The organism is Saccharopolyspora sp. ID03-671, from assembly GCF_045278815.1.
Classification (GTDB): Bacteria; Actinomycetota; Actinomycetes; order Mycobacteriales; family Pseudonocardiaceae; genus Saccharopolyspora; species Saccharopolyspora ipomoeae.
This window is the reverse complement of sequence record NZ_CP134054.1, coordinates 7,047,480-7,068,440: the sequence shown is the minus strand read 5'-3', so window position 1 is coordinate 7,068,440 and position 20,961 is coordinate 7,047,480. Positions and strand designations below refer to the sequence as shown.

Below are 20,961 nucleotides of genomic sequence, written 5' to 3'. Positions count from 1 at the left end.
ATTTCAGGCGCGTTGCGCCCCGACATGCGCCCAAAACCTGGAGGTTCGCAGTGATCCACGATTCGGTGCTCGATTGTGTCGGTTCAACCCCGCTGGTCCGACTCAACCGATGCTTCCCCGAACCCGACGTGGAAGTGCTCGCCAAGCTCGAGATGCTCAATCCCGGCGGCAGCATGAAGGACCGCCCAGCACGGTTCATCATCGAGCAAGGGCTCCGAGACGGGACGTTCCGTCCCGGAATGCGCCTCGTTGAAAGCACGTCCGGCAATCTCGGCATCGCTCTTGCGATGGCGGCCGGGCTGCACGATCTGTCCTTCACCGCGGTCGTCGACCCGAAGACCTCACCGACCAATCTGCGGTTGCTGGAACTCTTCGGCGCCGAGGTCGAAATGGTCACCGAGCCGGATGAGGCAGGCGGCTACCTGCACACGCGTGTTCGCCGAGCCCGCGAACTGGTGGAGACGACCCCGAATGCGGTGCAGATCAACCAGTACGCCAACGAACTGAACTGGCGCGCCTACCACGAGACAGCGGGCGAGGAAATCCTGCGTGCCGTGGACGGTCCCCTCGACTATCTCGTGGCAGCTGTGTCCACGACCGGCTCAATCCAGGGCATTGCCCGTCGTCTGCGCCAGGAGCACCCGAAGCTGAAGGTCGTCGCGGTCGACGCCGTCGGCTCGGTCATCTTCGGCGCGCCTTCCGCGCCCCGCCAGATTCCGGGCTTCGGCGCCAGCCGGGTGCCTGAGATCTTCGACCCTGAGGAGATCGATGACGTCTTGCACGTTGCCGACGCGGAGTCCGCGGCTGGATGTCGTCGTCTGCTGTCGGAAGAGAAGATCTTCGCCGGCGGTTCCTCGGGTGCGGTGATCGCCGGGATCGAACACCTCGTTACTCGGCTCGACAGCCCAGCTCGCATCGTGAGCGTGTTGCCCGACCGGGGTGAGCGTTACCTCGACCTGGTCTACAACGACGAGTGGGTCGCGAACCTGCCCGACCCGTGGCAGGAACCGCAAGAGGCGGTGAAACCGTGACCCGGACGCTTCGGACGCAGGCTCGAGACCAGCAGCCTCACCGCCGCGGCGAGTCGTCGAGGGGGTCGGGCAAGAATCTGGTGCTGCTATGGGCGGGGCAGTTCGTCAACACCGCCGGCCTGATGATGCTGGTACCGATCATGCCCTTCTACCTCGAACAGATCGGCACCAACAGCACCACCGAAACCCAAACCTGGGCGGGAGTGGCCATCGCCGCCCCCGCCCTAGCCCTCACCATCGCCACACCACTCTGGGGCCGACTCGGCGACCGAATCGGCCGCAAATGGATGGTCGTACGCGCCCTGGTCGGACTCGCAGTGGCCATGCTCGTCATGGCCACCGCCACCACCCCACTACTCCTCGTCGCCGGACGCCTCCTCCAAGGCACCCTCGGCGGCGTCGTCGAAGCCGCCGCAGCCTTCGCCGGATCAACCGGATCCGACAAAAAACGCGGCTCATCCCTCGGCAAATCCTTCAGCGCCACCGCAGCCGGAGCACTCGCCGGCCCCATCGCCGGCGGACTCCTCATCGGCACCGGCGGACTACCCCAACTCATGATCACCATCGCCGGCACCGCAACACTACTAGCCATCGCATGCGCAATCGGCCTACACGAACCCGAGCGCGATACTCCCAACAACGTCGACACGTCCGCAAAGAACGACAGGAAACGCCCGTCGGTCATGCAGGTTCCGGGTGCGGCGTTGCTCGCGGTTGCCGCAATCGGTGCCTACTTCGGCGTCTACGGGCTCATCCCTGTCTACGCCGAGCAGGTGGAGCGAGTCGTCGCGGACCACGCCGCGGCAAGCCTGTGGGTTGGTGTGCTCCATGCGGTGATGTGGGGCGCGACCTTGATCGGATCATTCTGGTGGGGCAAGCACAACGACCTCACGCAGCGCCCGATGCGCACGTTCGCGGTCGCCGCTGGTGGTTGCGCCGCGAGCATCGCGATCGTCGCGCTCCCACTGGACCCGTTCGGAATGATCCCGTTCCGCCTGGTTCAGGGCTTCTCCTTCGCTGCGCTCGCCCAGTCCCTGTTCCTGCACTTCAGCAAGCACGCGCCTGGCACGCAGAAGAGCTCATTCGTCAGCACGGCCAACAGCTACCTGCTCGTCGGCCAATCTGTCGGTCCGCTGCTAGCCGGTCCAATGGTTGGGATCATGCCCGTGCCCAGCGTCATTCTGGTCATGGCGACAGCGTGCGCACTCGGTTTCTTCCTCGCCCTCGGGCCCGCGCGGGCTGAGAAGCACAGGCTGGCCGAAGACGATGTGCACGGGGACGACCACCAAGACGGCGACCAGCCAGGTACCGAGACCACCGCTCCATTCCCTGCCCTCAGGACGCCACGCAACGGTGTCGGCGTCGTGCCCTTCCGTGGCTGGCGCATCACCACACGCCACCTCGATTCCCTTGCGTCCCAATATGCGACCTTGTCGGGCAAGAACAGCGGAACGCCTGCTGGGCTTGACCACACCTTCCGCGCGTGGCAGCGGAGTGGTGCGGTCATCCAGGATCGTCGCCCGGCCTTTTACGTCTACGAACAATCCGGACCGCACGGGTCTGTTCGCGGCATCCTGGCCGCGGTGCACCTCGACAGTGGTCTTCTCCCCCACGAGGACGTCATCCCGGAGCGGGTTGACAGCCTCATCGAGGTACTGCAGGGCGGGCAGGTCAACCCCGAGCCGGTCCTACTCGGTTTCTCGGGCGATGGGCGGACGACCAAACGCATCGCAGATGCCACGCAGGAAGCACCTGTCACGGAGGTGCTGGCCAACGACGGACAGTCGCATCGGCTTTGGCGCATCACCGACTACGCCGACCAGGACGAAATCATCGACGAGCTCGATGCTCGCGCGGCATACATCGCCGACGGCCACCACCGCCACGCTGCCACCAGACAGCTGCGGCGCTCGATCTACGCGGAAGGCCACGGGCCAGGCCCGTGGGATTTTCTGCCAGGTCTCCTCGTCGACGTCAAGGCCAGTCCGCTGCGCCTCGCGCCGATCCACCGGGTACTACCCTTCGCTGACCCGCAACTGGCGCTCAAGGCATCGCGCACCAGGTTTCGGGTACAACCATTACGTGGTGAGCTCCCACATTGGGCTACAGTTCTCAAACACCACGCACGTAGAGGCCCGGCCTTCGTACTCGCGACCCCGCAAGGGGGGTTCTTGGTGAGCGATCCTGAGCCGGGATTCCTGGATGCGGCGATGCGCGACACCCAACCCGCAATCCGCAACATGCACGTTGCGGTCCTGCACACAGCTCTGATAGATCAGCTGTGGCAGATTCACGATTCACCAGAAGACATCCGCTACGAGCAGAATGCAGTCGAGGCAGTACGACAGGTACGCCGCAACGGCGGTGTCGCGGTGCTCACGAATCCTCCTGCGCAGGAGGATCTCGTGAAGGCAGCCGCGGCAGGAGTGCGTTTACCCCGCAAGTCCACGTCCTTCGGCCCGAAGCCTCACCCTGGCCTCATTTTCCGGACTCTCGAGGAACCCGTGAGCCAGTTCCGGAAGCTCACGTGAGGTAGTCCTTCAGGGAATCTGGAAGATATCCACAGGACACCCCGACTGGCCTCCTAGGTTCGCTGGGAGGCCAGTCGACGACCTCGGCAGTCGAGATTTCTTTACTGTCGCCGTTGTGTTGCTGCGTCGAACTCCTGCCGCAGGAAAGGAGTGTGAAGACCTCGCTACCGAAACATCCCGAAAAGTACCGTGTCCCAGCACGTTAGCTGCCAGGTTCGCTGCGGCTCCTGAGCGGCCTCGTCAGTGGTGGTATTTGTGCACGACCGCGTGCCCTTTGCCCCGGGCGATCAACATCCGGTTGACCGGGACCGTCAGCACGAATGCGATCAGCAGCGAGACCGCCAGGGCACCCCAGAACAGCGCGCTGTCCAGCCCAGCATCCATCGCGCCGGGAATGACCACCATGATGAGGTTGTCCACGATCTCCATCACGGTGATCGACAGGGTGTCGGCAGCGAGCGCGACACCGAGCGCCGCGCCGAAGGCCAGCCCGGAGCGCAACACGGGCAGGATGGTCAGGCTGTAGCCGAAGAAGAACGCCAGCACGATCGCCACCACGATGGTCACGGCGTTCGACAGGCCCAACGCCGTGCCGATCACCATGCCCAGCACCTCGCCGATCGCACACCCGGTCAAGCAGTGCGCGGTGGCCGACACTGCCGAGCGGGTCAGCGCGCGACCTTCCAGCGGTCGGTGATCGTGCTCTTCCTCATGCCCCTCGTGCACGCGGTCATGATGGAACTGGTCGCGGCTTTGCATGTGATCGTCCATGACTTCTCCCCGGTGAAGAAAACGCCCAACAAGTAGGAGGCGGATTCGCATCCGCTTGCGCCGCTGCACTCTGCGTACCCCGTGGGGGTAGACGCAGAGGCCCGACGATAACGTATCGGCCCCGCCGGGCCCCACAAGCGATGTGTGCCGCCCGGACTGAAGCGCGAGGCACGCTAACGCTTCGCTGCCCTGAGACCTTGACCTCGGCCTCCTTGTCATTACTGGCAGTCACCTCAGCGAGACAGTGCCTCAGGTGCACATCCAGGCGACCGATCGACACGACCTTGAGCGTCCGCAACACGGCGGACACCTGGGCGAGGACATCGATGCAGTACTTGTCCTCCTCGACCATGCGGTCGACGCCTCGGACCGGCCCTTAAGGTGCCCCGGAGGTGTTGGAGCCGCCTCCGGGTTGCCGTGCACTGCTGTGACTCCCATCAGTCGCCCGCCTCGACGCAAATACCCCCTGAGGGTAGGATGGCCACTGTGTTCACGCATCACGTCCACATGAGCCGTCCGGCGCCGGATCGCCGTGGCCTCCCGCACGCCAGCACAACCGCAGCCGAATAGTCGTTTATCGTGAACCTCGTGAGCACGCACGCAAGCCGTCGAGCCCTGCTGTGGGCGCTGCTCTGCGGGCTGCTCCTCGGTTTGCTCGGAATGCACCACCTCAGCGCGAACGGCGCGGCCGGCACGCACGCCACTACCGCATCGAGCAGCACGACCACATCGGCGGCTGCGCATAGCGAAGACTCTCACCGCAGTGACTGCTGCACCCCCAGGACCAGCATCGGGTCAGAGGTGGCAGAAGGCGGACACGGATCCGACTCCCACAACCTCATGCACCTCTGCCTAGCGGTGCTGTGCGCGATCACCGCACTCACCGGGGCAGTGCTGATCTTCCGCGGCAGCAAGCACCTCCAGGAGCCAGGGACCGGACGCTTCCCGGCACAGGCCTCCCCTCATCGACCGGCGCGGGCGCGCGCGGGCCCGGACTTGCTCTCGTCGATCTGCGTTCTCCGGCTGTGACCGGCAAGCTGCACGGTCTGCAGCGACACCGAAGCACATCCAACCTCAGGTGAACCAGAACGACGAGGAAACACCCATGCGCAAGAAGACCTTGATCGCAACCACCTTTGCCGCTCTGACGGCAGGGGCTGTACTCGCCGGATGCAGCGGCAACACTGGCGGCGGCCACGACATGGGCAACATGGCCCCCTCGACCGCCGCCCCGGCACCCGGCACCGCGCAACAGGGCGACCACAATCAGGCCGACATCACCTTCACCCAGCAGATGATCCCGCACCACGTGGGGGCACTGGACATGGCCAAGATGGTCCAGGGCCGCACATCCAACCCGCAGGTGCTCGACCTCGCCGGCCGCATCGAGCAGGCGCAGGACCCCGAGATCAAGCAGATGACCGGCTGGCTCCAGGCATGGGGAGCACAGACGCCCCCCACCGGCATGCCGGGAATGGACCACGGCTCGATGCCCGGCATGGAGTCCGGCGCGCCGATGCCGGGCATGATGAGCCAGGACGAGATGAACCAGCTCATGGCGGCCAAGGACGGCGAGTTCGACAAGCTGTTCCTCGAGATGATGATCAAACATCACCAGGGCGCCGTCGACATGGCCAAGGTCGAACTGAGCCAGGGCAGCAACGCCGAGGCCAAGGCACTCGCCCAGCGCATCATCGATTCCCAGCAGGCCGAGATCGACGAGATGCACAAGCTGCTCCAGGGATAACGCATGAGGCATGGGGTGGGTTCTCACGCCCACCCCATCCTTGGCGGCTCACATCGGCAACAGGCACAAGGTCTTCAGAACAAGTTGGGCCGATTTAGCCGTCCGAAATCTTGCGACGGCATGATCCCGCCGGCTAAAGGCTCTCCAGACGAGCGCTGCCCGCCGTGTCAGTTCGAGGCCGGCCGTCTCATCGGAGAAGATCCGCATCCTGCGGATTCCACGAGTGCGCGCCACCCACCCGGACCGCACGTGTGGCTCTCCGGAGGCATCGCGCCCAACTACCTCGCAGCAAACCGCCGGCTGGAGGCAACGCATCGTCGCTAGAACAAAGGACTACCGGTTCTGCCACACCGACAGAACCGATCGCGCAGGAACCACATGAAACCTCGACGATCGAGCAACAACCCGCGACGCACGGTGCTGTTTTCGACCACCGCGCTGCTGATCATCGCTGTGGCTGTTGCCACGGTTTGGACCAGCTACAACAGGCATGAACGCGGCCTCGGTAGTCCCGCCACCGAGCCCCTCGGGCACGTGCACGGCCTGGGCGTCGACCCCGCAGATGGAATGCTCTACAGCGCAACCCACTACGGACTGTTCCGCTTGCCCGAAGGAGGCAAGCCCGAGCGAGTCAGTGACCTGCGACAGGACACCATGAGCTTCACTGTCGTCGGGCCCGGCCACTTCCTCGGCAGCGGTCACCCGGATCCCCGCACAGGCGAGGCACAGGCAAACCTCGGGCTGATCGAAAGCACCGACACCGGACGCACCTGGCACCCCCTGTCGTTGTCCGGACAGGTCGACTTCCACAGCCTGGAAGCCAAACACGGGAAGGTCGTCGGGCACAGCAGAACGGCTGGCGCTCTGCTGTCCAGCGAGGATCGGACCTCCTGGGAGCGCTTGGCAACCGCGCCGCTAGCCGACTTCACGGTGAGTCCCGCCTCCCCCGAGGAACTGGTGGCAACCACCGAGCAAGGCCCAATCCGCAGCACCGACGGCGGCCGGAATTTCACCTCGACCCCGAACACACCATTGCTGTACCTCCTCGACTGGTCCAAACCGGATCAGCTCCACGGCTTGGATCCCCGGGGTCGCGCCTTCATGAGCCCCGACGGTGGCACAACGTGGGAAGCACGCGGACAGCTCGGAAGCACCCCGCAGGCCATGACTGTTGACCGCGACCGGTGGTACGTCGCGACTGCGAACGCGGTGCTGGTGTCCTCGGACGGTGGACGCACCTTCACAACGCGAACGCCCTTCACCTGACCGAGCGCCCTGCGCAACACCGCTGCCCGTCATTCCAGACAGCGGTAAGAAACTGCGCCAAGAACACCTCGCGGAACCGGGCGTGTTTCAGGTCCGCAAGGGCGGCGGCCGGGCCGCTCACTGCTTCGTGAGACCGAGTTCGATCGCCCGTTCTGACTGAAGTATCGAGAAGTTGCACGCCCCGGTCCGCGCTGCACCGAAGCGAGCGAACGGCGCCCGTAACCACATTCCCGCGCAACGTCAATCGCCCGACCTTGTCGGCAGCAACGCCTCGGCGACCCGCCACAGCCGCGCGGTGTTGGACGCCTTGACCAGCACGACATCGTCTGCACCAAGTCGCTGATCGAGCACAGCGGTGGCGACGTCGGCATCCGGCACGAGAATTGCGTCCCCGCGGTCCGAACCTTCGCGGCAAGCTGCGAGGTACATGTCCGTCGTTCGATCGCCCACGGCCAGCAGGTGGTTGATACCCAGCGCCATAGCGAGACGTCCGATCTCGGCATGTTCCTCGGCTTCTGTTTCGCCCAGTTCCGTCATCGGACCGAGGACGGCCCAACACCGTCGCGACCTCGCTCCTGCGATAGCGGCGAGGCTCTCCAACGCCGCGCGCACGGACTCGGGATTGGCGTTGTAGGCGTCATTGATCACTGTGACCCCGTCGGCACGGGTATTCACGTCCATGCGGTGCGCGGATCGCCGACGGGCTTGGGACAGCAGCGCAGCAACCTGGTCAACGCCTGCACCCAGCTCAATCCCCACAGCGGCGGCCGCCAGTGCGTTGGCCACCTGGTGCGCGCCATGCAAACGGAGCATAACTGGCGCCTCCCCGGCGGGGCTGACCAGCCGAAACCTGGCTCTCGCCTGATCGTCGAGTATCACGTCGACTCCGCGGATGTCGGCGCTGGCGTGCGTGCCGAAACGCACCACCTTGGCCGATGTCCGCTCGACCATCGCCGCGACCAGCGGGTCGTCCGCATTGAGCACCGCAACACCTCCCATCGCTGCTGGGGGCAGGGCTTCCACCAACTCTCCCTTGGTCTGTGCAATGGCGTCACGGGAGCGGAACGAGCCGAGGTGTGCGCTGCCGACGTTGAGCACCACGCCGACTCGGGGCGGTGCGGTCCGGCAAAGCGCGGCGATATCGCCGGGAGCCGTGGCAGCCAGTTCCAGCACGAGATGGCGGGTCGCCTCGTCGGCGCGCAGCACCGTCCACGGATGGCCGAGTTCGTTGTTGAACGAGCCGGGCGGGGCCACGGTTGTCCCCACTGGTTCCAATACCTGGGCGATCAGGTCTTTCGTGGATGTCTTCCCGCAGGAGCCGGTCACCCCGACTACCTGCATTCGTCCGGAACGACCGAGGTCGGCAACGACGCTGCGGGCCAGGGACGCCAACCCCGCCAGCACCGACGGTGCTTTACCAGGTCCGTCTGTACGTGGAGTGGTGTCGCCATCGAGCGCAGGAACGATCACGGCGGGTGCCGGGACCTCCCGGGTTGCCAGCACGCCGACCGCGCCGGCCCGCATCGCGGCTTCGGCGAAGTCATGCCCGTCGACCCGCTCCCCTGGCACGGCGACGAACAAATCACCGGGGCCGACCTGTCGTGTGTCGAACTCGACGCTGCCGGTCACCACGGGGCTACCGTCGGTGCGGTGAAGACGCCCGCCGATTGCGTCCGCGATCTCCCTCATAGTGCGCTTGATCATCGCCACGCCCCCAGCGCCTCGGAAGATCCCGCCTGCTGTTGTGTGGAGCGCTCTTCCCAGCCCTGGTCCATTAGGGACGACCTGGCAACGTCAACATCGCTGAACCGATGCCGGATCCCCTTGGTCGTCTGGTAGCGCTCGTGGCCACGTCCAGCGATAAGCACGACGTCATCGGTTTCGGCACGCCTGATCGCCGCGCCGATCGCCTGCTTGCGATCTGGCTCAACCTCGACCTCCGCTCCCTCACAACCGATCGTGCCGGTGAGCATCTGCGCGATGATCTCCTCAGGGTCCTCTTCGTAGGGATCATCGGCGGTGAAGAGCACGGTATCCGCCGCTAGAGCCACACGTCCCATATCAGGCCGGTTGAACCGGTCTCGATTCCCCGCGCACCCCACGACCAAGTGGACTCGACCGCCTGTGCTCGCCGCACGGGCGGACGCGAGCACTTCGGCCAATGCCGCCGGTGTGTGCGCGAAGTCCACCACCACCAGGAACGGCTGGCCGTTGTCCACGTGTTCGAACCGGCCGGGCGGCGGAGCGGCCTCGAGGCCTGCAACCACATCGTCTCGGGATGCATCCATCAGACGAGCCGTGGCATAGGCAACTGCCAGGTTCGTGACGTGACCTCCGCCGGCGATGGAGATGGCCAGTTCCACTGGTTGGTCCCCCTCGTGCACGGTCAGACGCGCCCCGTCGAGGGCAGAAGTGGACACATCAATTCGCACGTCCGCCTTCGAGTTGTGCCCTACGGTCACAGTCGGCACCTGCGACTGAGCCGCTAACCGTTGCCCCCAGGGATCATCGATGTTGACCACCGCCTTGCGGCAGCGGTCCGGGGTGAACAACGCCGCCTTCGTCGCGTAGTACTGCTCCACAGTGCCGTGGTAGTCTAGGTGCTCCGAACTGAGATTCGTGAACACAGCGACCTCGGCCATCACGGGATCAATTCGGTGCTGGTCGATCGCGTGCGAAGACACCTCCATAGCTGCCACCTGAACGCCAGCCGCACGCATGCGGCATAACGTCCGATGCAGTTCCGCGGCATCCGGAGTGGTCAACGTCGCCGGGCTCCGCCACCCTGGGGCACGCGTTTCGACCGTGGACATCAGGCCGGTGCGATAGCCTGCTGCGGCTAGCGCCGCTTCGACCAGGTGAACCGTGGTCGTCTTGCCGTTTGTTCCGGTCACCGAGGCGATCCTGAGCTCATCTGCCGGGTGTCCGTGCACCGCCGCAGCAACCGGCCCCACCGCCGACCGCACCGACGGCACCCGCACTTGGGGAACGGGCACGTCGGCAAAGCGTTTCACCAGCAAAGCACTGGCGCCAGCGGCCGCTGCCTCGCCCACAAAGGCATGCCCATCCTGCCGGGTTCCTGGCACAGCGCAGAACAGACCACCACGTCGTACAAGCCTGCTGTCACCGCTGACATCAACGACATCGGCATCGCCGCGCAGTTCGAACTCAGGAAGTCCCCGCACGGCCATCGACAAGCTGACCCCGCCGTGTTGGCAACCGCATTCCATTCGCCACCACCATGAACTTCCCGGACGACCACACTTGTTGCTTCAACCGACATGGCTACATCCGCCTGGTACCTGCTGGGCGCGACGCTCGCTGCCCACCGGCACGAGGAACAGTGTGGGTCTCCTGCCGCTGAGCCGCGAATCGCAGTGCGGCAACAGCAGCCGAGTCCAACCCATCCAGAAACCGGCGCGGGCTCGAGCCGCCGCCGATCTGGGCAAGGTGAACACCGATCGAACATAACGACTCTAGATCGTACTATGTTTGATCGTAGACTGAAGCAGGCTCCCGTCCCCGACTCAGAAGGCGCTGACGAGATGGACACGGCCTCAGCGTTGGCCCCGGTATGACGACGTTCGTAGCGACAACCGCTGCTCGAGCTTGTCAGATCGAGTGTTGATCCAGATATCTTCGCCGACCTCCGTGGCGCACACCCTCTACGACGATGGCAGGGTAGTATTTGAACCGTGGGACGCCCGGCAGGCACGTCTGATCTCGGATCGCTTGAGGCAGAGGTCATGGCCGTGCTGTGGCAGGCTGATTCGGCAATGCGAGTTCGCGAGGTACTGGCCGAGCTCAATAGCGGTCGTGATCCGGCGCTGGCCTACACCACGGTCATGACTGTGCTCTCACGGCTGGCCAAGCGAGGAGTAGCACAGCGGGAGCGGGCTGGCCGCGGGTACGCCTACCTACCAGCTGTTGGCAGCGCCGCTGAGATCGGGGTACGACGCCTGCTCAACGACTACGGCGAAGCAGCCCTCGTGTCCTTCGTCGACCACGTCAGCGAAGATGAGCACCTGCGGGCACGGCTACGTCGCCTGGTCGACGAGCAATGAAGGCGGACCGTCCACTGTGGGCACTGGTGGTCGCGACGACGGCCACCTATCCCGCGCTCTGCCTATCCTGGTGCTTGATCGCGGCTTTCACGATCAACCCCGACGCCCGCGCCCTCGGTATCGCGGGCCATCCCGGCGCGCTTTCCTCGATCCTGCTGGTCCTCTCCGGCACGGTTGCGGTCGGCAACTCAGTGCGTGCCGTGGCGCTCGGACTGCTGCAGACCCACCGGTTCCATGCCTTGGTCGCTCGCCGGCGAGTATCGACGCCCGCCTCCGTCCACGCTGTCGTGACCGAACTCAGGCAGCTTGAACGGGTCACAGTGGTAGACACTCAGGAGCAGGTAGCTGTAACCATCGGACTCCTACGACCTTCGATTGTGATCAGCACCGGCCTGGCAGAGAGCTTGAACGATGCTGAGCTACACGCGGTGTTGGCCCACGAACAAGCGCACGTGCAACGGAGAGATCCATTGCGCGCGCTGCTCGGACGATTGCTCGCTGCCCACCTGTGGTTCATGCCAGCAGCCCAGGACATGCGGTCCCGTGCCCGGCGCGACTACGAACTGGCAGCCGATCGCCATGCGGTGAACGTTTGCGGACGATCGGCACTCGCGGGGGCGCTACTGCGCGTGTTGTCTCCAGTCGCGAAACCCGAGTTCGTGGCCCCGTTCGCGGAACCCGGCCTACTGGACGCACGGATCGCTCAGCTTGAATCCGGTCAGGCACCGCGGCGGGCACCGATTTCACCGCTTCGCTCGGCGTGGACCGCGGTGGGAGTGCTCGCCTTCATGACCGCAGTCGTCGGGTCGTGCCTGTTCATACCTCACGTTTGCCCAACGCAATGACGGAGCGTCGGGCCTCGTAAGGATCCGAGTGGCAGATGCCGCGCCACTCGAAGAGCTCATCCGAGGCTGTCCGCCGTCATTACAGCGTCGGCGTGGGATCACGACCATCCGCAACCGACCGAAGCACGCATCCAGGAATCAATCAGGAAACTCCTGGACCATCAGGGATCGGCTTGCGAGCGACCATCCTTTCGACGATGCCCAGCTTGAACCGCTCGTGCTCCTCGATGAGGAAGCCGGCTGCCCGCACGTATCGGATGGGGCGACGACGGAAGTTTTCCCCAGCTGTCGGGACGGTCACCAGATCCAGCATCCGTTGCACGATCCGCGCCGACCAGGAGGTGCTGATGACGTGGTCTGCAAGCAGCAACTGACCACCGGGCTTCAGAACGCGCTTCATCTCGTCGACCACCCCGCGGTCATCCGGAACCGCGCAGAGGGAGAAGGTGCAGACCACGGTGTCGAATGACTCGTCCGCGAACTCCAGCTGCTGCGCGTTGCCAACGCTCAGCTCAACCACGCGACCGGTGGCATCCGCTCGACGACGCGCGAGGTCCAGCATGCGCGAGCTCAGGTCGATGCCCGTCAACCGCGTCTCGTCCGGATACCAATCGAGGTTCAACCCGGTACCCACAGCTACCTCGAGCACCTCGCCCCTAGCCTGACGGCACACCCACTTTCTGGTGTCACCGAAGAACTTGCGCTCCATGAACCCCATCTGCTTGTCATAGCTGCGAGAATGCTTGTCCCAATGCCGCCGCCGCAGTTCGAGGTCCTTCGATTCTGCCGACACTACGTCCACCGTCCCTGCTCGATCCGATGACCTCCAAGACTACTACTAAATATAGTAGGTTTCTTGGCTGTTGACCACGCCGCCATCGCAGTCGGAGTCGGCGATCTGACCCTCACCAGGGGGCAGCTTGCGAAGCCGCGGTCGACACCATCCCGCTCGCCGAATCACGCCGCCACGGGAAACCCGATCTGGGCCTTTGCCGACAACCTCGCCAGACTGCCGCCGACTTCGGCCGGGCGGCTCAATCCACTGATGCCGACCGGCAATGACCCTCGGCAACATGCTCCCCGTGCCCAACAGCCTGCACCTGCGGCTGTTGGGCGGCGGCACAGCGCGAGATCGGAATCAGCTGTCCAGCATGCCGAAGGCCCGCCGAAGTTCGGCGGGCCTTCAACTGCTCTTCAGTAGATGCTGTCGATCAGACGGCATACCCCTTGGTCTGGATCAGTGACGCGAGCTGATCGAGGCTCAGCCAGTGCTCCGTGATTCCGCTGAATCGCGCCGAATCGGAAATGTGCACTGTCTGGTTCTCCGCGTTGTAACCGATGACCGACACGTAGTGGTAGATCGTCTGGTCCGCAGGATATCCAGGCGGCTGGTTGTCAGGCGTCGCGACGATGTTGGCCACCGTCGCCTTGCCGGCATCAACGTTGCGGATGACGTCAGACCACAACTCGTTCTTCATCTCAGGAGTGATCGGACGGCCAGCCCACTCCTTGACCACGTAGGGCGCGCGGTTCCCGGCGAGCCGCTTGTTGAGCACATCGATGAACTGACTGATGTGATCGGTGCCGTTCTCGGTGGTACCGAGTTCGGTGGCCAGCGCGGCCTGACTCGGCAGATCCTTCGTCATGGCGGACAGGGCGATGCGCGCCGCAGCGGGACCACACCAGTATCCGGTTTCCTGCGCTTGGTAGTCGACGGCGAGCGACTTGGTGACGGCTTGCGGGCGGACCTCGGGAGCGCTCGGCACCACCGCTGCCGGAGCAGCAGCAGGCCCAGGAGGTAGCGCCGGAGCCGGAGCTGCTTGGGCGGCAGGCAAGACCTGCGAGGAGACCGGGGCAGGCTCTGGATCCGCGCCCGCTACTACTGGGTAACCAATCGCCACGACGGCGGTGCCGACGATGGCCGCGCTGAGAGCCTTGCCTGACACCTTGCTGCTACGGGCGTCACCACCCGAGTGTGAGCTGAGCTTTTGAGTGAGTGCGCGGACTGCCGCATTCGGGGCCTGGCCGTCCGTCTTTCGATGCTTGTACACGTGCGCCTTCCGGAGTCGGGGAAAGATCCGGCCACCACCGCCGGGGATGCGGCGGCCTCTCGAGCGAGGCGTCGTGACCAAATCGTGATGTAGCACCACCAACGTAACTGACGGTTATGAATACTTCAACGTGTCACCCGTTCAGGTCATCGAATTTCTTCTCGTTGACTCCGCGGAGTAGTGCCGATGTGGGGGGCGTCACCTGCGCTTGGTGATCACTTTCGGTATGTCATGCTGGCGGCAGCCGGGCTCCACTGGAGCGATCGTGGTAGTCACATTCGCTGAATCCGCGCCCCAGCAAGGATTTCCAGTCTCGGCGCACACGACCGCGAATGCGCACGCGAGGCGGGCGGCCTGCTGGTCGCAGATGGCCCGCTTCCGGAAGGGCTTCTCAAGCGGTCATTCAGGTCTCAGCGCGCCGGTAATCTCGGCAGGCGGGTGACCAGGGAGGAGGCTCCCGTCAGCTTCATAGTTAATCAACATCGCACGAGCTCCCCCCGGCACAACGCTCCGTGCCCAACCGCCCGCCCCACCGTCATCACCGCAAAATTGTCGGTGCGGAGTCGCACGGTCAAGCTGATCGTCGGAGTGCCGTAGGCCCCAGGTGCCTGTGGTTCTGTTCGGGTTCCGGTCCGGAGGTCTGTGCTGTTGGCGAGTTGGAATGCCTAATCGAACGCGTTTCCGGGTTCTGTGTTGCCGGGACGAGGGCTCCAGCGAGAGAAATCACTTTGCACGACGAGCAGCAAGGCAAGCCCGAACACCAAGAGGCCATGCGAGACGAGTCGGCTGATCGGGACGTTACCGTTGATGAGTTCGGGGATGCTGAATCCGCTCAACACGGTGAGAAATGCGGCCAGCACGGGCAGTAATCCGGAGCTCGCGCGGACTCGCCACGCGGTCCAGAGCATGCCCAGGCCGAGTGCCAGGTTCCATGCGCTGCTTTCATTGAACAGATGCCTGGCCATGAGGTGATCATATTCAGCGTGGCCGACTCCGAACATTTGCGCGCTCCCCAGCGCGATCTGGCCCAGTGCGACGCTGGCGAGCAGGATCCGGGGCCACCTGCGCAGGAAGCGGTCACGCAAGGGCAGTACGGCGTTGAGCACGGGCACGGTGAGGTCTGGTGTCGGTTCGACGGCACGCACCCGCAGCGCCCGGGTCAGTTCGGTGGCGCGGTGCTGCCAGAATCGGCAATCGGCGCACTCCGCGAGATGCCCCACGAGCTGTTCGTCTGGCAGCGGCGGCGCCTCGCCGTCCAGTCGTGCTGACAGCGCCTCGCGGCAGGTGTAACAGTCCACGTTCACACTCTCGCCTGAGAACTGGGAGAAGTTCCAGCCTTCTCTCCATCACGGCTGAAGCCGCCTGACAGGTATAGCCGCCGAGGTGCCGGAACACTGCGGATCATTTCGAGGCCCACATCACTCCGTTCCGAGCACTAAGCTTGGATCCACCGGTGGTCCAGGCTAAGCATGCTTGTAGGGCCCTGGCCGACTCAGATGGGAAGCGTGAACCCGGCGATCGGGCCACGCAACAAGGAGATCAACTCGCCCCACATGCCCGTCACCAACGCGAGACCGATCATGATCAAGAAGGCGCCACCGACCTGTTGCACTCGCCGCACGTGCCTGCGCAGCCAGCTCGTCGCACGAACCGCCCACCGTGCCCCGAGCGCGAGCACGATAAACGGCAACCCGAGGCCCAGGCAGTAAGCCGCGATGAGGAGCACACCTCGACCTGCGGCGGGACCGACGTCGGTGCCACTCGCCACCGCGATGACCCCGGTCAGCGTGGGGCCCAGGCATGGCGTCCAGCCCAAGCCGTAGACAGCACCCAGGAGCGGCGCACCCCACAGACCATCCGGCCGCGGCGGGCGTCGGATCTTCACGCTGAACTGAAGTTGCGGTACGAGGCCGAGGAAAACCAGGCCCATCGCAACGGTGATGACGCCGCCGATCCGCTGCAGCAGTTGTTCGTTGGCCAGGACGGCATCCGAGAAGCCGAGGACAGCGACCGTAGTCGCCGCGAACACGACCGTGAATCCCAACACGAACAACAACGCGGCGCCAGCTACTCGCCACCGCCCCTGCACCGGGTGCCGCTCCCGGTCGGCCAGGTCGATTGGCGGCGACTGGGCTCCCACCAGTCCCGCGAGGTAAGCGAGGTAACCCGGCACCAGCGGTAGGCAGCACGGGGAAGCGAAGGATACGGCCCCCGCAGTGACAGCCAGCAGGGCAGCCAGCAGCAGAGGCCCCGAGATTGCCAGGTCGGTCAGGTTCACGGCCGTCCTCCTGTCGATCCGTCCGGTTCGGCCGCGATCCGTTGGACGATTGGCAGCAGTTCGGAGTCGAGGATCTGCGTCAGATAGATAGCTGCGACGCGGTGCTGCCGGTCGAGCACGATCGTGGACGGCACCACACTGCGTGGATACCCCTTGAGCGCCATCAACGACCGGCCCGATGGATCGTAGATCGAGGGATACGTGATGCCGCGGTTGCGCACGAAGTCAACTGGCCCGCTGCGCATCCCGTCCCGTACATCGATCCCGAGGAACTCGACTCCGGAGCCCTTGGTCTGGTCGTAAACACGTTGCAAGTGCGGCATCTCACTCCGGCATGGTCCGCACCAGGAACCCCACACGTTAATTACGACGACTTTGCCCGCGAACTCGGAGAGCGAACGCTGCTTACCCGGTTCGAGCAGGTCTTCACCGGCCAAAGCGGAGACGGTTCCTCGTGACCCGGGTGGATCGTAGAAGATCTTGGTCTGACCCCCTGGCGAAACGAAGGTGAACCCACTTGCCTGCCCGGAGTCCGCACCAGAACCGCAACCCGCCAGCAAGAGGAGAGCAACGACGCCAAGGAGGGACCACGAACGCCTCGCACGCATTTTTCGCAGCACCGCACCCTTTCGTCACACCCAACCCTGGACTACTAGGCAGGGTAGTTTGAAGCGATGAGGATGCTTCTTCGGGGTATCCCGTTCCGGTACAACAAGATCGCCAGCGCCTCCCTGATCTCAGCGCGGCGAGGTTGCGAGCTCTCGTTCAATGGCAGCCCTGAGCGTCTCGTACGTCGGCATCGCGGACAGGTGGCGCCCGTTTACGAAAAACGTTGGGGTGCCTTCAACTCCGATGTTGATGCCCTCGCGGAAGTCTGCCTGGACGCGCTCGGCGGTCGTTGGGGCGTCGAGCGCTGCTTCGAATGTCGCGACGTCGAGTCCGAGCTCACGAGCGAATCCGACGAATGTCGCACGATGATCGACTTGCTGGTCGCCCCACTGCGCCTGCGTCTCGTACATCTTCCGATACATTTCTTCGAGCTTTCCCTGCTGCCCCGCAGCCTCGACGGACCGCGCCGCGAGATCGGAGTTGCGGTGGCTGGGGATCGGGAAGTAGCGCATCACGAAGGTGACCCGCCCGGCGTACTCCTGGCGAAGTTGTTCCACGACCGGGAAGGCAGCCCTGCACGCTTCACACTCGAGATCGAGGAACTCGACAACGGTAACCGCACCATCGGGCGCGGTCGAAAGCTTGTGACTGTCCGGGCGAACCAACACCTCGGCCGGCACCGGAGCTGACGGCGCGGGCTCAGCAACCTGCCCAGAGGGCCCACTGGGACGAGTGGCAACCAACAGCACCGCCACCACGATCGTGGCGACGGTCGCCACTAACACACTGAGTTTCAAGTTTGTCGTCACGTGCTCACACCCATTCCGCCGTACCAAATCCTGGACAAAACGGTAACGGACGACAAACCAGGCCAAGTGGGGGGCTCCACAAGAGGACCTCGCCGCTTCGAATTAGCCGGGAGTTGGGCTACAGCGGACAGCCTCAACGACAAGGGTCTGCAACAGCCGCCCATGACGACGCGCACTACCTTCCTCTACCGGGCAAACGAGAAACTTCCGACGAATGTGACTGCCAGAACATGATGGAGAATTATTGAATTGCCACTGGCCCGGGACACCTTCATTCACAGGTCGTTCTCAGCTGCACAACCAGCATTGACAAGACGTTATCTGCTAGCTGACAAGCAAACTGCAGCGCAGATAGCCGTCTAAACCTCTGCTCGCGGTCTAGGCGGCGGCCTCGCCGGGTCGGCGGCATGCGTCAGCTGTCAAGGCGCCGCGATCAGTTCGGCATCGGTAGTGGGCGAGCTCCGCGCGTCGCGAGCATCTGGGTCATGACGTCGATCTCGGAGCTCTGCGCGTTCAACATCTGTTGAGCCAGGTTGCGCACCTGGGGCTGGTCAGCGCGATCCACGGCCTCACGCATCATAGGCGCTCCTCCCTGGTGGTGACGAATCATGAGCTGGAGGAAGTAGGTGTCGAATTCGGGCTCGGCCAAAGCACGTAGCTTCGCCAGGTCCTCAGCAGACGCCATGCCGGGCATCATGGCGGGAGCCTTCGCACCCTGACCGTGCTGCTCGTGCGATGCATCTTGACGCATCCAGGTCATGTATGCGCCAGGCGGGAGGTCAGGCTGGTTCCACAAGCTCAGCCAGCCTTTCATCCGGCCGGCCTGCTCCAGCTGGGATGTTTCGATGTCGAAGGCCAACTGCCTCACGGCCGGATCTCTGCTCGTTTCGCGCGCGATGTTGGCCATCTGCACGCCTTGCAGGTGATGCACGCTCATGTCCTGGGCGAAGCCGACGTCCACCGAGCCGGAGGCCTTCGTCTCCTCCCGGTCAGGTGTCGCGAGGAACAACACGGCTGCCGCAACGAGCAGTCCAACGGCAAGCAGCATACCTGCGATGAGGGCGCCCCTCAGCGGACGTGAGGTTGCTTTCCAGGCCATCTCACTCACATCCAGTTGTCTTGACCGAGCTGCTGATCTGCCCGTGATCCCCTGCTAGCGGCCATGGGCACGGCATCCGGGCCGGGCGGATTCGGATCGAAGGATGGCGGCGCGTCGGGGTCGAACTGCCCCGGCCCCAGCGCATCGCACGAGGCGCCGACCTCCGGATGGGTGTACTGGTTTGCGCGAGTGGCTCGGATGAATTGGTCGACCCGCGGGTCAGCGGGACTATCCACCTTGAGCTGACGACCCCACGATTGCAACGAGATCGGCTTGTCCAGGCCCGGGTAGGGCGACATCGTCAGATACTGCTGGCCGTCGACAGCCTTCCGCAGCGCCTCAACCCCAGTAGCATCGACGCGCTCGGGGTTGTAGGTGATCCACACAGCACCGTGCTCGAGTGAGTGGACGAAGTTCTCCGTCCGGACGGGACTGTCATAGACCACGCCGTTGCAGGCGGCCCAGGCTCCGTCGTGCGGACCACCGAACGGCGGGCTCGCCTCGTATTTGACCCGCTGAGCAGGCTGCACGTGTTTGCCTGCCTCGTAGTCCTTGAAGGTGACGCCGGGAATGTTCCGCGCCGGATCACGATTCGAGTCCGAGGGCGTCCACGGGGCGACCGCTGCCTCGCGCTCAGTGTTCGCCGAATACCGCATGTAGACATACCCGAAGATACCGCCGGCGAATACCACGACGACCGTAACCGCTGCGATCATGATCCAGGGAACGGAACTGCCCCGCGCCGCTGCGACGCTGTTCTTACCGGGCTGCTTCTTGCTCGCCATCCTCGTCCGCCTCGAGTTCGTCGGTTACTAGCATCGATAGTACGTATCCCGGAGGCCGGACTCTACTCGGATTGCCCGGGCTCACCGCAACAGGGACCTCAGGAGGAACAGGCCGCAGCAATGGCGCCCGAGGAAATGAGGCCGCCCGGCGCTGGACCGCCCCTAACGAGTTCACACGACGATCCGATGAGCGCCGATATAGTGCCCGTCGCCCTTCGCTGACCACGACCACCAGCTGTCCCTCGGTCCCTCGGTCGGCGCGTCAATCATCTTCCCGCCACCGACCTGCATACCAACGTGGTGGATCGTGGATGGGTCGCCGCTGCCGTCGTCGAAGAAGATCAGATCTCCGGGTTGCAACTGGTCCTTCGGTACCGCTCTACCGGCACCCCACTGCGCCCTGCTGTTGCCCGGGATGGTGATCCCGGGCTGCTTGTGTGCCCAGTTGGTCAGGCCGGAGCAATCGAACGTCGCTGGCCCCTTGGAGCCCCACACGTACTCCGACCCCGTTTGGACGGGGCTGCCTGCAGGGCAGGGTTCGCCGCACCGGGCGGGCCCTAGGTAGCTGCCGGAATCGACCGGCCCACGCAACCCGGCCTTTTCATCGGAGCTCAACTCGCCCATCTCCTCGCGCAAGTCCTCGACCTGGCTTCCCAGGTCCTTCTTGCGCTGACGCACGTCAGCAAGGAGCTTGGCTGCCGTATTAGCTTGGCTGCGTCGAGCTCAGCCTGTTTCTTGGTGAGTCCATCTTGGGCGACGAGGACATCCTCATTCGCCTTGCTCGAATCTTCGCTCAGCTATTTGTAGCTCCGCATCGCGTCGGAACCACTCAACGGGTCCGACGGTTGCGCGAGCGCGGGTGCAGTCACCGCGACAGCCGCCACAGTCACCACAGAGGCCGAGATCGCACTCCGCAACGAACGCTTCACCTGACGTAAGGTCACGTTGGACCGTTCTCCCTCGTCTTCATGAGCTCCTACTGACGGTCAGACCAGTGCAGCAGGCCCCTCGCCGCCCCAGCGGCTCACCTTCGCGCAGTCAACGCAAGCTCCCCGCAGCTCGGACGGGAAACCTG

Annotated in this window: 20 protein-coding genes; 7 read left to right on the top strand and 13 right to left on the bottom strand. The window is 64.5% G+C overall.

The annotated features are described in order from the left end of the window. Positions 1-50: 50 nt before the first annotated feature. Positions 51-1,031, top strand: a complete 981-nt coding sequence (sbnA, locus tag REH65_RS32870) for a 2,3-diaminopropionate biosynthesis protein SbnA (protein ID WP_406690613.1) — start codon at positions 51-53, stop codon at positions 1,029-1,031. After that, positions 1,028-3,562, top strand: a complete 2,535-nt coding sequence (locus REH65_RS32865; protein ID WP_406690612.1) for an MFS transporter — start codon at positions 1,028-1,030, stop codon at positions 3,560-3,562. The genes sbnA and REH65_RS32865 overlap by 4 nt, the downstream gene beginning before the upstream one ends. 240 nt (positions 3,563-3,802) lie before the next feature. Here REH65_RS32865 and REH65_RS32860 read toward each other — a convergent pair whose 3' ends face one another. Together REH65_RS32860 and REH65_RS32855 are read right to left on the bottom strand one after the other, a co-directional pair. Next, positions 3,803-4,321 (bottom strand): DUF4396 domain-containing protein, encoded by a 519-nt coding sequence (locus REH65_RS32860; protein ID WP_406693285.1) that lies wholly within the window; start codon positions 4,319-4,321, stop codon positions 3,803-3,805. Continuing rightward, a complete protein-coding gene (locus REH65_RS32855) occupies positions 4,293-4,685 on the bottom strand; it encodes a metal-sensitive transcriptional regulator (protein WP_406690611.1) in 393 nt (130 codons plus the stop codon). Before REH65_RS32855 ends, REH65_RS32860 begins: the two co-directional genes overlap by 29 nt. A gap of 227 nt (positions 4,686-4,912) precedes the next feature. On the opposite strand from REH65_RS32855, the gene REH65_RS32850 reads away from it, so the two are divergent. The 3 genes from REH65_RS32850 to REH65_RS32840 all read left to right on the top strand — a co-directional run bounded on the left by REH65_RS32850 (position 4,913) and on the right by REH65_RS32840 (position 7,346). Further along, positions 4,913-5,362: a DUF6153 family protein gene (locus REH65_RS32850; protein ID WP_406690610.1), complete on the top strand. Its 450-nt coding sequence runs from the start codon at positions 4,913-4,915 to the stop codon at positions 5,360-5,362. Positions 5,363-5,438: 76 nt separating this feature from the next. Beyond that, positions 5,439-6,080, top strand: a complete 642-nt coding sequence (locus tag REH65_RS32845; protein WP_406693284.1) for a DUF305 domain-containing protein — start codon at positions 5,439-5,441, stop codon at positions 6,078-6,080. A 378-nt stretch (positions 6,081-6,458) separates the two neighbouring features. Next, positions 6,459-7,346, top strand: coding sequence for a F510_1955 family glycosylhydrolase (locus REH65_RS32840; RefSeq protein ID WP_406690609.1), 888 nt, complete (start codon positions 6,459-6,461; stop codon positions 7,344-7,346). A 240-nt stretch (positions 7,347-7,586) separates the two neighbouring features. On the opposite strand, the gene murF is transcribed toward REH65_RS32840, so the two are convergent. Further along, on the bottom strand, positions 7,587-9,050 hold the full coding sequence (gene murF / locus REH65_RS32835) for a UDP-N-acetylmuramoyl-tripeptide--D-alanyl-D-alanine ligase (RefSeq protein ID WP_406693283.1): 1,464 nt from the start codon (positions 9,048-9,050) through the stop codon (positions 7,587-7,589). Continuing rightward, the gene (locus tag REH65_RS32830; protein ID WP_406693282.1) at positions 9,047-10,537 is read right to left on the bottom strand and encodes a UDP-N-acetylmuramoyl-L-alanyl-D-glutamate--2,6-diaminopimelate ligase; all 1,491 of its coding nucleotides are present in this window, start codon (positions 10,535-10,537) and stop codon (positions 9,047-9,049) included. The genes murF and REH65_RS32830 overlap by 4 nt, the downstream gene beginning before the upstream one ends. Before the next feature lie 504 nt (positions 10,538-11,041). Here REH65_RS32830 and REH65_RS32825 point away from each other — a divergent pair. Both REH65_RS32825 and REH65_RS32820 read left to right on the top strand, forming a co-directional pair. Then, positions 11,042-11,410: a BlaI/MecI/CopY family transcriptional regulator gene (locus REH65_RS32825; protein WP_406690608.1), complete on the top strand. Its 369-nt coding sequence runs from the start codon at positions 11,042-11,044 to the stop codon at positions 11,408-11,410. 26 nt (positions 11,411-11,436) lie between these two features. Further along, a complete protein-coding gene (locus tag REH65_RS32820) occupies positions 11,437-12,255 on the top strand; it encodes a M56 family metallopeptidase (protein WP_406690607.1) in 819 nt (272 codons plus the stop codon). Between the two features lie 142 nt (positions 12,256-12,397). On the opposite strand, the gene REH65_RS32815 is transcribed toward REH65_RS32820, so the two are convergent. The 9 genes from REH65_RS32815 to REH65_RS32775 form a co-directional block, all read right to left on the bottom strand. Next, the gene (locus REH65_RS32815) at positions 12,398-13,057 is read right to left on the bottom strand and encodes a class I SAM-dependent methyltransferase (RefSeq protein WP_406690606.1); all 660 of its coding nucleotides are present in this window, start codon (positions 13,055-13,057) and stop codon (positions 12,398-12,400) included. A 409-nt stretch (positions 13,058-13,466) separates the two neighbouring features. Next, positions 13,467-14,306, bottom strand: coding sequence for a C39 family peptidase (locus tag REH65_RS32810; protein WP_406690605.1), 840 nt, complete (start codon positions 14,304-14,306; stop codon positions 13,467-13,469). A 665-nt stretch (positions 14,307-14,971) separates the two neighbouring features. Further along, positions 14,972-15,604, bottom strand: a complete 633-nt coding sequence (locus REH65_RS32805) for a zf-HC2 domain-containing protein (protein WP_406690604.1) — start codon at positions 15,602-15,604, stop codon at positions 14,972-14,974. 194 nt (positions 15,605-15,798) lie between these two features. Next, positions 15,799-16,584, bottom strand: a complete 786-nt coding sequence (locus tag REH65_RS32800) for a cytochrome c biogenesis CcdA family protein (protein ID WP_406690603.1) — start codon at positions 16,582-16,584, stop codon at positions 15,799-15,801. Further along, entirely contained in the window at positions 16,581-17,192 is a 612-nt protein-coding gene (locus tag REH65_RS32795) for a TlpA disulfide reductase family protein (protein ID WP_406693281.1), read from the bottom strand. Before REH65_RS32795 ends, REH65_RS32800 begins: the two co-directional genes overlap by 4 nt. A gap of 129 nt (positions 17,193-17,321) precedes the next feature. Next, positions 17,322-18,002 (bottom strand): DsbA family protein, encoded by a 681-nt coding sequence (locus REH65_RS32790; RefSeq protein WP_406690602.1) that lies wholly within the window; start codon positions 18,000-18,002, stop codon positions 17,322-17,324. Positions 18,003-18,435: 433 nt separating this feature from the next. Then, positions 18,436-19,050, bottom strand: coding sequence for a DUF305 domain-containing protein (locus REH65_RS32785; protein WP_406690601.1), 615 nt, complete (start codon positions 19,048-19,050; stop codon positions 18,436-18,438). A gap of 56 nt (positions 19,051-19,106) precedes the next feature. After that, positions 19,107-19,886 (bottom strand): DUF3105 domain-containing protein, encoded by a 780-nt coding sequence (locus REH65_RS32780; protein WP_406690600.1) that lies wholly within the window; start codon positions 19,884-19,886, stop codon positions 19,107-19,109. A gap of 171 nt (positions 19,887-20,057) precedes the next feature. After that, complete coding sequence (locus REH65_RS32775; RefSeq protein ID WP_406690599.1) at positions 20,058-20,564, bottom strand: C40 family peptidase; 507 nt, start codon at positions 20,562-20,564, stop codon at positions 20,058-20,060. Positions 20,565-20,961: the final 397 nt, after the last annotated feature.